This window comes from Ensifer sp. ENS11 (assembly GCF_014851895.1).
Taxonomy (GTDB): Bacteria; Pseudomonadota; Alphaproteobacteria; order Rhizobiales; family Rhizobiaceae; genus Ensifer; species Ensifer canadensis.
In genome coordinates this window covers 332,600-345,394 of sequence record NZ_JACVAN010000005.1, presented here as the reverse complement: position 1 = coordinate 345,394, position 12,795 = coordinate 332,600, and the positions used below count along the sequence as shown (strand labels likewise).

Annotated in this window: 13 protein-coding genes; 9 read left to right on the top strand and 4 right to left on the bottom strand. The window is 60.1% G+C overall.

Going from position 1 to position 12,795, the window contains the following annotated elements; translation table 11 throughout:
- Window positions 1–39 precede the first annotated feature (39 nt).
- The 5 genes from IB264_RS12880 to IB264_RS12860 all read left to right on the top strand — a co-directional run bounded on the left by IB264_RS12880 (window position 40) and on the right by IB264_RS12860 (window position 5,374).
- Window positions 40–1,272: an FAD-binding oxidoreductase gene (locus IB264_RS12880; protein ID WP_192433589.1), complete on the top strand. Its 1,233-nt coding sequence runs from the start codon at window positions 40–42 to the stop codon at window positions 1,270–1,272.
- Between the two features lie 97 nt (window positions 1,273–1,369).
- On the top strand, window positions 1,370–2,839 hold the full coding sequence (locus tag IB264_RS12875; RefSeq protein ID WP_192433587.1) for an aldehyde dehydrogenase family protein: 1,470 nt from the start codon (window positions 1,370–1,372) through the stop codon (window positions 2,837–2,839).
- Window positions 2,836–3,867 carry a proline racemase family protein gene (locus tag IB264_RS12870; RefSeq protein WP_192433585.1) on the top strand — a complete coding sequence of 344 codons (1,032 nt, stop codon included), beginning with the start codon at window positions 2,836–2,838 and terminating at the stop codon, window positions 3,865–3,867. Before IB264_RS12875 ends, IB264_RS12870 begins: the two co-directional genes overlap by 4 nt.
- A complete protein-coding gene (locus IB264_RS12865; protein WP_192433583.1) occupies window positions 3,864–4,616 on the top strand; it encodes an SDR family NAD(P)-dependent oxidoreductase in 753 nt (250 codons plus the stop codon). The genes IB264_RS12870 and IB264_RS12865 overlap by 4 nt, the downstream gene beginning before the upstream one ends.
- A 5-nt stretch (window positions 4,617–4,621) precedes the next feature.
- A complete protein-coding gene (locus IB264_RS12860) occupies window positions 4,622–5,374 on the top strand; it encodes an SDR family NAD(P)-dependent oxidoreductase (RefSeq protein WP_192433582.1) in 753 nt (250 codons plus the stop codon).
- A gap of 296 nt (window positions 5,375–5,670) precedes the next feature.
- Here IB264_RS12860 and IB264_RS12855 read toward each other — a convergent pair whose 3' ends face one another.
- Window positions 5,671–6,567 carry a DMT family transporter gene (locus IB264_RS12855; RefSeq protein ID WP_192433580.1) on the bottom strand — a complete coding sequence of 299 codons (897 nt, stop codon included), beginning with the start codon at window positions 6,565–6,567 and terminating at the stop codon, window positions 5,671–5,673.
- Window positions 6,568–6,728: 161 nt separating this feature from the next.
- Here IB264_RS12855 and IB264_RS12850 point away from each other — a divergent pair, with 161 nt between their 5' ends.
- Window positions 6,729–7,619, top strand: coding sequence for a LysR family transcriptional regulator (locus IB264_RS12850; protein ID WP_025430614.1), 891 nt, complete (start codon window positions 6,729–6,731; stop codon window positions 7,617–7,619).
- Between the two features lie 285 nt (window positions 7,620–7,904).
- Here IB264_RS12850 and IB264_RS12845 read toward each other — a convergent pair whose 3' ends face one another.
- The 3 genes from IB264_RS12845 to IB264_RS12835 all read right to left on the bottom strand — a co-directional run bounded on the left by IB264_RS12845 (window position 7,905) and on the right by IB264_RS12835 (window position 9,728).
- Entirely contained in the window at window positions 7,905–8,348 is a 444-nt protein-coding gene (locus IB264_RS12845) for a TA system VapC family ribonuclease toxin (protein ID WP_192433578.1), read from the bottom strand.
- The gene (locus IB264_RS12840; RefSeq protein WP_128090363.1) at window positions 8,345–8,572 is read right to left on the bottom strand and encodes a CopG family transcriptional regulator; all 228 of its coding nucleotides are present in this window, start codon (window positions 8,570–8,572) and stop codon (window positions 8,345–8,347) included. The genes IB264_RS12845 and IB264_RS12840 overlap by 4 nt, the downstream gene beginning before the upstream one ends.
- Before the next feature lie 322 nt (window positions 8,573–8,894).
- Window positions 8,895–9,728 carry an IclR family transcriptional regulator gene (locus IB264_RS12835; protein ID WP_025430617.1) on the bottom strand — a complete coding sequence of 278 codons (834 nt, stop codon included), beginning with the start codon at window positions 9,726–9,728 and terminating at the stop codon, window positions 8,895–8,897.
- Window positions 9,729–10,057: 329 nt separating this feature from the next.
- On the opposite strand from IB264_RS12835, the gene IB264_RS12830 reads away from it, so the two are divergent.
- The 3 genes from IB264_RS12830 to IB264_RS12820 are packed head-to-tail and all read left to right on the top strand — an operon-like array spanning window position 10,058 to window position 12,790.
- Window positions 10,058–11,119, top strand: coding sequence for an ABC transporter ATP-binding protein (locus IB264_RS12830; protein WP_025430618.1), 1,062 nt, complete (start codon window positions 10,058–10,060; stop codon window positions 11,117–11,119).
- Window positions 11,119–11,991: an ABC transporter permease gene (locus tag IB264_RS12825; protein ID WP_192433576.1), complete on the top strand. Its 873-nt coding sequence runs from the start codon at window positions 11,119–11,121 to the stop codon at window positions 11,989–11,991. Before IB264_RS12830 ends, IB264_RS12825 begins: the two co-directional genes overlap by 1 nt.
- Before the next feature lie 4 nt (window positions 11,992–11,995).
- Window positions 11,996–12,790 (top strand): ABC transporter permease, encoded by a 795-nt coding sequence (locus IB264_RS12820; RefSeq protein WP_192433574.1) that lies wholly within the window; start codon window positions 11,996–11,998, stop codon window positions 12,788–12,790.
- Window positions 12,791–12,795: the final 5 nt, after the last annotated feature.

The window sequence follows — 12,795 nt, the reverse complement described above, 5'->3', positions numbered from 1 at the left end:
TCCCGGTCAACCCTGAAGCCTGGCTGGAAAGAGAGCGGCATGACCATTGTGGTTGTTGGCGCAGGTATCATCGGCACCACCATCGCCTACGAATTGCAAAAGCGTGGGCGACGGGTGGTTTTGCTCGACAAGGGAGATGTCGGGGGCGGTGCGTCCTTTGGCAATATGGCTTCCATTGCCGTGACGGAGTTCATGCCGGCTTCGCGTCCGTCGATCTGGCGGCAGATTCCCGGCTGGCTGCTCGACCCGGAAGGCCCGGTTCGTATCCGTCCGGGCTATATGCCAAAGCTGGTTCCCTGGTTCGCCCGATTTGTCGCCGCTTCGAGGCCCGGCAAGCTGCGGCAGCTTGAAGCGCAGGGAGCGGCCCTGTGCAAGCGCGTCTACGACGATCTGTTGCCGCTGCTGCGTGAGACCGGCCTGGAAGGTGAGTTGACGGAGGAAGGTTGCCTCTCGCTCTACAGCAACGAGGCGGAGTTTCGCGCCGACCGAGAGCATATCGATATCCTGGAACGCTTCGACTTCCCGCATCAGCGGCTGACGGGTGCGCAGGCCCGTGAACTCGAACCGGAGCTGTCGGACGGCATCGGTGTTGCGGTCCTCTTCCCCCAGAACCGAAGCCTGCGCGACCCCTTCCGTCTGGTGAACAGTCTGGCCCGGAAATTCACCTCGCTCGGGGGTGAAATCCGGCGCGGCGAGGTCGCGGGGTTTGAATGGTCCGACCGCATTACCGCCGTCCGGCTCGTCGGCGGTGGGCATATTGCCGCCAACGAGGTCATGATCTGCGCAGGGGCACATAGCGGCCTTCTGTCAAAAATGTTGGGAGAACCGATGCCGCTGGAGACCGAGCGCGGCTACCATACGCAGATCATGTCTCCCGGCATCTCGATGCGCCACTCCATCATCTGGCCCGCCCGAGCCTTCATGGTCACGCCGACGGCAGGCGGCATTCGTGTCGGCGGCACGGTCGAAATGGCCGGTCTCGACGCCGCTCCCGACTACCGTCGCGCCAAAGTGACGGTTCGGCGAGCGCAGACGGCCTTGCCGAACCTGCGTCGCGAGAACGTTTCCGAATGGATGGGCCATCGCCCGGCCTTTCCGGATACCGTGCCGGTGATGTCAGCCTCGGCGAAGGTGCCAGGGCTCTTCTATGCGACCGGGCATGGCCATCTGGGGGTAACCTATGCGGCGACGACAGCGCGCCTGATGGGCGATCTGATCACCGGCGTGACGCCCCCCGTGGACATGCGTCCCTATCGTATCGACCGGTTCTGAAGGGAGGATTGAATGGCAAAGGATCTCTCGGCAGCAGCTACAGCCGGCCACAGTTTTCAGGCCCGTGGCCGCCCAAAGCGTTACTTGTGAGGATATCATGCAGAACAAACTTTTTATCGACGGCCAATGGGTCGCTCCTGCGGACGGGGCCATGCTTCCGGTCATCGATCCGGCGACCGAAGAGGTCTTCCACCATATTGCCGCGGCTGGCGCTATGGAGGCCGAAGCAGCCGTGAAGGCGGCCCGAGAGGCCTTCGACAATGGTCCCTGGCCCCATCTTTCGAGCAAGGAGCGTGCGACCTATCTGCGCGCCATTGCGCAGTGCATCCGCGATCGCATGCCGGAGTTGGCCCGTTTGGAAACCCGCGATAACGGCAAACCGCTTCCGGAATCGGAGTGGGATCTTGCCGACGCGGCCGGTTGCTTCGATTTCTATGCGGACCTGGCCGAGGAACTGGACGGCGAGGTGGAAGAGGTGAAGCTTGCAGATGCGCGTTTTGTCTCGAAGGCCGTGCGCGAGCCGCTTGGCGTCGCCGTCGCCATCGTTCCCTGGAACTATCCGCTTCTCATGGCCTCCTGGAAAGTCGCGCCGGCCTTGGCGGCCGGCTGCACCATGATACTCAAGCCCGCCGAAACCACGTCGCTGACTGCGCTTGAGCTTGGGGCGATTGCCGAGGCGGTCGGCCTTCCCAAAGGCGTGCTGAATATCCTGTCCGGCAAGGGCTCGGTCGTCGGACAGGCGCTGGTCGAACATCCTGAGGTCGACAAGGTCGCCTTCACCGGTTCGGGACCGGTCGGCTCGCGTATCATGGCCGTCGGTGCAAAAGACATTAAACGCATCAGCCTCGAACTGGGCGGCAAATCTCCCTTCGTCGTTTTCGCCGACAGCGATATCGAAAAGGCCGTCGAATGGATCATGTTTGGCATCTTCTGGAACCAGGGTCAGGTGTGCTCGGCCACCTCACGGGTTCTCGTTGAGGCATCGCTTTATCCGCGACTGCTTGAGCGGCTGGTGGAGGAAGCGAGGAAAATCAAGATGGGCAATGGCCTCGAAGAGGGTGTTCTGCTCGGCCCGCTCGTCAACAAGGGCCAGTACGAGGATGTTTTGCGCCATATCGACCGTGCTGTCGAACAGGGCGCGACGGTGGCCTGCGGCGGCAGATGCGATATCTTCGACAAGGGCTTCTGGGTCGCGCCCACAATCCTGACAGATACGGCGCTCGACAGCGACGCCTGGGTCGAAGAAATTTTTGGTCCGGTGGTCTGCATTCGTCCCTTTGAGACCGAGGAGGAGGCGATACGCGTTTCCAACGACTCGCGTTTTGGCCTGGCTGCTGCGGTTATGTCGGCGGACGACGAACGCTGCGAACGCGTGGCTGCCGCCTTGCGCGCCGGCATCGTCTGGATCAACTGTTCGCAGCCGACCTTCACCGAAGCGCCATGGGGCGGCTACAAGCAGTCCGGTATCGGCCGCGAACTCGGCCGCTGGGGCCTGGACAATTATCTGGAGACCAAACAGATCACTCGCCTGGTCAGCGATGAACCCTGGGGATGGTATCTGAAATGACCTTCGACAAGGAGCTCGATATCCTGTTGGTCCATTGCCAGGGCGAAAGCGGCAATGTTCTCCTCAATGGCGCGCCCGAAATTCCGGGCGCGACTATCCTCGACAAGATGAAACATCTCAACGATGTGGACCCATCACTGCGTCTGTTCCTGACGCGCGAGCCGCGGGCGCAGGTTGTTCACACGACGAACCTGCTTTTGGCTCCGACCCGGCCCGATGCCGATGCCGCATTTATCGTGCTGCAGCCGGACCGTGCCCATCCGATGTCGGGCTCCAATTGCATTTGCGTTGTCACGGCCCTTCTGGAAACCGGCCGGGTCAAAATGGTTGAGCCGCAAACTATTGTCCGCCTGGACACGGCAACCGGTCTGATCGTTGCCCGGGCGCGTTGCGAAAACGGCCGGTGTTTGTCGGTCAGCCTCGACAACGTGCCAGCATTTGTCCAGCAACTCGATGCTGCGATCGACACGCCGAAATGGGGCTCAATCAAAGGCGACATTGCCTTTGGCGGCGTCTTCTACGCTCAGATCGACGTGGATCAGGTTGGGCTGCGCATCGTGCCGGAAGCGGCCCGCGCACTTGCCGAGACGGGAACGGAGATCAAATCGCTGCTGGCCGATCAGGTTGCGGTGGACCACCCTGAGATCCCCGGCCTGAACGAGATCGCCTATGTGATGTTCCGCGAGTATCAGGCGGACGGTTCTGTCGTCACATGCACGACGCTGAAGCCGGGCCGCGTTGACCGTTCGCCCTGCGGCACGGGATCCTCGGCCAACCTCGCAATCCTGCACGCGCGGGGGAGGGCGAAAACCGGTGACAGTTGCGTTTCGCGCAGCATCATCGGTGGCACCTTCACGTCGGAGATCCTGGGAGAGACCACGGTCGGAGGACGCCCAGCCGTCATGCCGCGCATCACCGGCCAGGGATATGTCTTCGGCCGCCAGCAATTGCGATTGGATCCGAAGGATCCGTTCGCGCAGGGTTTTGCCCTGTCGGACACCTGGGGTCCGCAAGTGGGTGAACTATGAAGCTTTCAGGACAATCCATCCTTGTGACCGGCGCCACGGGTGCGATCGGTCAGGCGATCTGCCGCGCGCTGGTGGCTGACGGTGCCAAGGTTGTCATCCATTATGGCCGGAACCGCGATACCGCACAGACGCTTCTGGCGTCGCTTGACGGCAAGGGCTGGTGCTTGCCTGCCGATCTGTCAGACCCCGCCGGTCCGCAGGCGTTGTGGGACCAGTCCACGGCACTCGCCGGCAGGCTGACGGGGCTGGTCAACAACGCCGGCATCCGGTCCGAAGTCTCGATCGAGGCCGCTATGGAAGAGTGGCAACGGGTCTGGGCGCGCGAAATGCGGGTCAACTTTCTGTCGGCGGTCGATCTGTCAAAGCTTGCCATTCAGCATTTCCGTCAGAATGGCGGCGGGCGGATCGTCAACATGGCAAGCCGCGCCGGCCAGCGTGGCTATACGTCCAGCGCCATGGCCTATGGCGCCTCGAAGGCCGCATTGCTCAACCTCACCAAATCCATCGCGCAAAGCCATGGGCATGAAGGTGTAACCTCAGTCGCGCTTGCGCCGGGCTGGGTGCGCACCGAAATGGCCGAAGCCTATATCGCCGAGCACGGCGAGGCTGCAGCCTTGGCCGGCATCCCTATCGCCCGGATGGCCGACCCGCAAGAAATCGGTGAGATCACCGCCTTTGCCTTCCGCCCCTCACAGGCCTCATTGAACGGTGCTGTGCTGGACGTGAATGGCGGCAGCTACATGAGGTAATTTCCATGCGTTTCAAAGAAAAAGTTATCATCGTCACAGGCGCCGCCGGTGGGATAGGAGGGGCGATCAGCGCCCGCTTTGCCGCCGAAGGCGCGCGGGTGATCGTCACCGACATGAACCTTGAAGGCGCCGAGGCGACCGTCGCGCAGATCGCAGCCGAGGGCGGCAACGCCCGTGCGCTGGCCAGCGACATCGCCACAGCCGAGGGCTGCCGCACCATCATCCAGAACGTCATCTCAACCGAAGGGCGCATCGATGTGCTCTGCAACAATGCAGGCATCAACCGCCGCGGCAATCTACTTTCGCTCACGCCGGACGACTGGCGCCTGAGCTTCGCGGTCAATGTCGATGCGATGTTCCACCTTTGCCAGGCGGCACTTCCCCACATGATCGAAGCGGGCGGTGGTGCGATCGTCAACACCGCATCCCAATGGGGTCTGTATCCAGCGCCGAACCACATCGCCTACAACGTGACGAAGGCGGCGGTTGCCAGCTTTACGCAGAACCTCGCCCGCGACTATGCGCCCGACAATATCCGCGTCAATGCCGTCTGCCCCGGCGAAATCCACACGCCGATGCTGGAGGCTGGCGTAAAGCGTTCAGGGCGCACCATCGCCGACCTCGACAAACTGGTGCCCTTCGGTCGCATTGGTAAACCCGAAGAAGTCGCTGCGCTGATCGCCTTCCTCGCATCTGACGAAGCGGCATTCATGTGCGGATCATTGGTGGAAATCACCGGTGCGCAGGCCGTTGGGTGAGGTCCAGTTTCTCAAGCTTTCGGCAACAAATACAAATCGGACGATGATCAGGTCAACAGTCCGCATTTACGAGATCTGCTGCTCCAGCCACCCAAGGCCGCGCCCACGCTATCACTGGCGCGCCCTGAAATTTTGACAAACTCCAATTCGGTCGAATCCACACCCAGATCAGCCATGCTTGGCGAAGTAGAGAGGCAATCATGCTAGGGACGGGAGCTGGGCGTGGCCGGCCGACGACGTTGCTCGGATACCCTCAACCTATTGCAATGAAGCCGCCGGAAGAGTTGGAGTAGATGCTAATCGCGGGAGGTTAGCCAGACGCCTGCGAGTGTCACAGCCAATCCCAAGAACATCGCCAAAGTGAGAGGCTCGGAAAACAGCGCCCACGCCCACAACATAGTCACGGGCGGGCTGAGGTAGATCGCAGCGCTGACCTTTGCCACCGGAAACAGGCGAAGACTGGTGTAGTAGACAGCGTAAGCGAGGAAGGTCGCGATCAGGACCAGCCAAGCCGTACCCATTGCGAAGTTTAGCGTCATCGGGGGGACGAGATCGCCCTGCATCATAGCGCACAAGCCGAAGAGCACCGAACCCGTCAGCGTCTGGATGCAAAGTCCCTGATGAAGGGGCACCTGATGGCTCTTCCGCCGCTTATACAGAACCGAGGCGATTGCAAAGACGAACATCGAGCCGACGGTCAACCCATAGGCCCAGAGCGGAGCGGTACCGAAGCTCAGGCTTTCGAAAGACACGATCAGCACACCGACCACCGCGACCACCGTTCCAAGCCATTGCCGCCGTGTCAGACGTTCGCCGAGGACGGGTTGCGAAAGGCCCGCGATCGCAAGCGGCAGGAGGTCCGCGATCAGTGCGACTAGCCCTGTCGGCACTCGCTGTTCGATCGCCAGCGCGAAACCACCCAGATAGAGAAACACGGCCATGACACCGAAGAGTGCTTGATCCAACACCGCGCGCAGGCTGATCCTTGGGCCGATCGCCAGTGCAAAGGGAAGCAGGATCAGGCCTGACAGAAGCGTGCGCCAGAATAGCACCAGCATCACACTCGCTTCCTCGGCGGCGTAGCGAATTCCGACGAACCCGGAACTCCATCCAACAACCAGGAGCGTTGCCAGGAGTGGCCATAAAAGACGGTTGTTGTTTGAGGCTGCGGCGGAGAGGGGCTGATCTGTCATCGATAACTCAGTGTGGGAACGGACACCGTTCGATACGCAAATCGCAGCCACGACGCACATGACAAATTTCGATCAATGCATGACACTTCGCAAGAAAATGTCATGCAGTTTGTTCTCGTGTGATATGAAGCGTCACAGAAATTTGGAAACGGATCTGGGTCTTGAACGAACTCACCAATCGCCGTCTGGAGATCGACGCTTTGCGGGCATTGTGGGCAATCCGACATCACGGTGGCGTCACCCGAGCAGCTCGGGCTTTGGGCCTTTCGCAATCTGCAGTCAGCCACAAGATCAAAAGACTTGAGACGAGCCTCGATTGCGAACTGCTCGGCCGCACGTCTGGGGGGCCGACGTTTACCGCGGCTGGCGAAGATCTGCTCGATTATGCCGGCAGAATTCTAGGAATCCACGACGAGGCGCTCCTAAGCCTTTCGAAGACACCATTGGCAGGGCGTCTCGCGCTTGGGCTCACCGAGGATACTGCGTGCAGCGACCTTGCTCGCATACTCGGACGATTTCGACATCTGCATCCGAATGTTTCCGTCCGTACGAAGGTACGGATGAGCCTCGTTCTTCGCGCCATGCTTGATCGGAAAGAACTCGACGCCGCCATCGTTCAGGTCTTTGCACACGAGGTCCGGCCTACCGATGTCGTCCTTCTCCGGGAGAACCTCCATTGGGTGAGACATCCGGATTTGGTTCTGCCCGAGTGCGGGCCTATGCCTTTTCTTTCGTTCGACGATGATTGTTTTTATCGCCAGTGGGCACTCGACATTGGTCAAGACGACGAAGTGGTTTTGGAAACCGTTTTCGAATGCTCAAGTGCCGCGGGAATCGTCTCGGCGGTCAACGCGGCTATGGGTGTGGCGCTCTTGAGCGATCGGCATATTCGCGGTGAGATGGTGGTAGTCAACAGCCGTCTGCCTTCCCCGCCATCATTGGCCTATGTTATCCGACGAGCCCGCGGGACGAGAAATCCGGCGCTCGACACATTGATCGTGCAGATGGAAAAAGAGATCAACCGCCATGGAGGTCTAACGTTGGCGAGTTAATTCCCCCGCATGCACGAAGCAACGAAGATCTGATAGTGGTCTCCAAGAGGGACGGCAGGGAAACGTCGGTCCCGTCGCGAGTTTAGGTTATTTCGGGACTGTCCGATCAGGATGGACGCCCCGAATTGAGGCCTACCGTCGCTCCTCGGCTGGCATTTGGTAGCGTGCGTCCGCGGTGCTCAGCATCAAATGCAAAAGCAGCGAACCGGTCGATGTGCTCGGGCGAAGGGGCTGTTTCCATACGGATTTTGCGCGTTTAGGATCGCATATTATATCGACGGGAACTCACGACCTAGCACCCGTGATGAGGTGCAAGGCAGAGTTGCCCTTTGTGACCGCTGCTACTGTTAGCTTGCGATCGAATGTCGCCAGTTGCCCGTCGTGCGCCATGGCGAGCGCAAGCAGATAAGTATCGGTTATCTGGCCCGAAGTCAGGATTTTCGCGGGAGCGATAGCATCGGACCCGACGAGGCTCACATCGTCTGGCCAAAAACGATGGCCAGGGAGCGATCGCAACTTGCTGACGATCTCCATCACGAGTACCGGCGAGCCGGGGGAATTGGGGTATTTGGGGTTGCCAACGATCCGGATCACACCGTTTTCAGTTATGGGACAGGTCGCCCAAGCGGTCTGGCCGGTCGACGCAAACCAATCGTGCGCATCATCATGGGCTACATGGCCCGGATCGATCAACGCGATCAGGACATTAACGTCGAGCAGGAAAGTCACGGCAGTTCGTCACGCAAGGCGTTGACGATTTCGAGGGTAACTGGCGGGGTATCCGGTCGTGATGTCAGAAGAGGAATTCCATTGCGCTCGTTACCGCTGCGGGGCCGGCGCAAAGAACGCCTTGCTAGTTCGGAAATGACCTCGCCAAGGCTCCGATGCTGCTGGGTTGCCATGGCCTTGGCTGCAATCAGGACATCGTCATCAATCGCAAGTGTCGTTCTCATATCTGCCTCATCGCGCATCAGTCATCACGCATCATATAGGGCAAGAGGTTGAATTTCTCAAGACTGATACAGAAGAGCGTCGCAGCCGTTCAGCCTGCGTGCCGCCGGAGGGCGGCCAGGAATGACGTCGACTTGCGCCCCAACCTTGCGGCCTCCGGCCCGCACACCGCCGCATAGATGAACGATAGGAGTCGCCGGGCCCAATCTTCACGACGCCCCAACTGATCTTCGCTGGCACGGTCTCCGTCGGCGTATCGACATCCAATTTTTGCACGCCTGAGCACAGTAGGAGCGCGCGTGCAAGTCCGAATATCTTTTGAATTCAAGACTTAGACGAGGCGCGCAGTGCCGAGGCGGGATAGCGCAAGGTCGGATCGAACGGGTTGAGCTTGTTGCTGATCGCCTGCGCTTCCGATTTCAGCAGATCGGTGATCGTGCCGCTGCGCATTTCGGTCAGTCGAGATGCCAGGGTCCCGATGCTTAAGGAGGCGACGGCAATGCCGTTTCGATCGAGAACCGGAACGCCCAAGCCGGCCATGCCTTCAATCATCTCGAAATTCATCTGCGCCGCGCCGATACGGCGCACCTCCTCGATCTTGATGCGCAGGTCAACTTCATCGATCGCCGCACGATCCATTATGCGGGGCATGTTGAACTTGATGATGGCCTCGCGCTCCTCCTCAGGCAGATAGGAGAGAATGGCGATGCTGCCCTGGCCGATGCCCAATGGCACCTTGCCGCCAATGTCGCCGGTGAATGAGCGGATGGGGAATGGTCCCTCGACGCGGTCGAGGCAAATTGCATCGAAGTTGCTGCGCACCAGCAGAAACACTGTGTCATTGAAGGTCGCCGAAAGTCGCAGCAGTGATGGGCGGGCGATATCGAGGATGCCCTCGCGCCGCCTTGCCTGCGAGGCGATGGAAAAGAACTCCAGCGACAGACGGTAGGATTTGCTGTCCGGCATCTGCTCGACCATGTCCTCGGCGATCAGGGTCTTCAGCAGACGATGTGCCGACGGTTGGCTCAGATTCAACCTGCGCGCAAGGTCGATCAACCGCACACCTTCCACCGACTGGGCCGCCAGATCTTTCAGGATGTGGATTGCCTTCGAGAGGCTGGAGTTGCCGACGGCTTCGGATTCCGAAATCTGCGTCATGAATTTATAGATCCTCTACCAATATTCCGAATTATGGACTTTTTTCATAAAAAATTTCAACATAGAAAATTCGGTTTGTGTTTTTTGTCAAACTCCGGAAATTAACCGGCAAGCCCTTCTCAAGGTGGCGGATGGAAAACGTGGACGGACTGCCGTTCGTCCCGACCGGGAAAACTGTGCGGTCCTGTCGTGACGGCCGCAGTTGCTGACTTCGGCATCTGTCTGAGCGGGCCCGATGGATTTTGACGACGTGTCGTTGCCGCATGGATCGCTGACAAAAAAATCAGGGCAGGCGATCTCTCAAGGCAATGAATGACGGGAGAGCGAGCATGAGTTTCCTCAGCCTAAAACAGGTTTCCAGATTCTACGGATCGGTTGCCGCTGTTCACAATTTCGACCTCGGTGTGGAGAAGGGCGAGTTCATCTCGCTTCTGGGACCATCCGGCTGCGGCAAGACGACAACGCTGCAAATGATCGCGGGTCTCGTGCGTCCGTCCTCGGGCACGATCATGATGGGCGGCCGCGACATCACCTACATGCCGCCGCCGCAACGGCAGCTCGGCGTGGTCTTTCAGAGCTACGCGCTCTTCCCGCACATGACGGTTGCGCAAAATGTCAGCTTCGGCCTCGAGATGCGCAAGGTTGCGAAGGCCGAGCGCGAAACGCGCATCAAGGACATTCTTGCTCTTGTCCACCTCTCGGCGCTCGCCGATCGATATCCGCGCGAGATGTCCGGCGGCCAGCGCCAGCGTGTGGCGATCGCCCGTGCGCTGGTCATCAATCCGCCGGTTCTGCTGCTGGATGAGCCGCTGTCCAACCTCGATGCCCAGCTTCGCGAAGAGATGCAGTTCGAGCTGCGTCGCATCCAACAGGCCGTCGGCATCACCACCATCATGGTTACTCACGACCAGGCCGAGGCGCTCTCCATCAGCGACCGCGTCGTGGTCATGGAGAAGGGCAAGATCACCCAGGTCGACACGCCCTACGAACTCTATGAACACCCGCGCAACGATTTCATTTCTTCCTTTGTCGGAAAGTCGAACTTCATGCCGGCGACTGCGGTCGCAAACGGTGCGGGCGCGACTGTCTGCATCGGCAACACCGACATCGTGTTCGAGACGGGCAGCAAGCCGGCGAGCAAGGATGTTTCCGTATTCATCCGCCCGGAAAAGCTGCGTCTGACGACACCATCCGACGGGCAGCTTCAGGGAACCGTGACCACCCGCTACTTCATGGGCAGCCAGTGGCTGGTCAGCGCTGCGACCCCGGCCGGCGTTCTGGCCGTCGCCGTTCCCAATCTTGGCGCACCGCCGCCGCTGGAAGGCGAAAATGTGGGCCTGTCCTGGCAGCATGGCGACTGTCGCGTTCTCGCTGCGGGAGCTGCCGAGTGATGGGCGCGGCGACCCCTGCGGCGGCGCCGCGCGCCTTCGCCCCGTTGTTCCTTTCGGCTCCGGCAACGCTGTTTTTCATTGGGCTTGTTCTGCTGCCGCTGGCGCTAACGATCATCCTGTCGTTCAACAGCTACGACTATACCGCCGGCATTCAGAATGACTTCTCGCTCGCAAACTATCTGACCGTTCTGCAGGACGAGTATTACCTCGCGACCTTCTGGCGTACGCTGCGCCTGGCGCTGCTGACCACTGTGATCGCCGTGCTGATCGGTGTTCCGGAAGCCTACATCCTCTCCAACATGCGCAAGCCCTGGCGGTCGATCTTCCTGCTCGTGATCATCGGCCCGTTGCTGGTCTCCGTGGTTGTGCGCACCTTTGGCTGGAGCATGCTGCTGGGCAAGAACGGGCTTGTGAACGGCGCGCTTGCCGCCGTCGGCCTCGAGCCGGTGCAACTGCTCTACACCGAAGCGGCGATCGTCATCGGCCTCGTCCACATCATGCTGCCGTTCATGGTCATCCCGGTTTGGACTGTGCTGCAGAAGCTGGATCCGACCGTCGAGGCGGCGGCGCTCACGCTCGGCGCATCCCGCTTTACCGCCCTGCGCCGGATCGTCTTTCCGCAAGCCGCCCTTGGCATTCTCTCCGGCAGCCTGATCGTTTTTGCGCTGTCGGCGAGTTCCTTCGCCATTCCCGGCCTTCTCGGTGGGAGGCGGCTGAAGATGGCAGCGACCCTCGTCTACGACGAGTTCCTGATCGAACTCAATTGGCCGCTCGGCGCCACCATCGCCATCATCGTCCTCGTCGCCAACCTCGTGATCATGCTCGCCTATAACAGGCTCATCGAGCAGCAGGCCAAACGGAAGCTGGGTTGAAATCATGCAGAGAAACGGTCCTGTCGCGCTGGTCTTTCACAGCGTCATCGTCGTCTTCATGCTGGCTCCCATGGTCGTGGTGTGCCTCGTGGCCTTCACCCCTGAAAACACTTTGGCCATGCCATGGAACGGCCTGTCGCTGCGATGGTTCGAGGCAGTCTTCCGCCACAACGACTTCATGTCGTCATTCGGCAACAGCATTCGACTGGCCCTCCTTGCAGCAACGATTTCGACACTGCTTGCTGTCCCGGCCGCCCTTGCCATCACGCGCTACGAGTTCCGCGGCCGTGATGTGCTGAACGCATTGTTCCTGTCGCCGCTGATCATCCCACATCTGGTTCTTGGCGTTGCCTTTCTCCGGTTGTTTTCGCTGATGGGCATGACCGGCTCCTTCACCTGGCTGGTGGCCACGCATGCAATCATCATCACGCCCTATACGCTGAGGCTCATCCTCGCGTCGTTGACGAGCATGGATCGCAATGCCGAGAACGCGGCCCGCACCCTTGGGGCGGCCGAGTGGACGGTGTTCAAGCGCATCACCTTGCCGTTGCTGCTGCCGGGGATCAGCGGTGGCTGGCTGCTTGCCTTCATCAACAGCTTCGATGAACTGACGATGTCTATCTTCGTCACATCGCCTTCGACCGTGACTTTGCCGGTTCGCATGTACATGTATGCCAGCGAGTCCATCGACCCGATGATGGCCGCGGTTTCCACGCTGATGATCGCGCTTGCGACCGTGACCATGATCGTCCTCGACCGGATGTTTGGGCTCGATCGTCTTCTTGTCGGCAAAGGCTGATAACG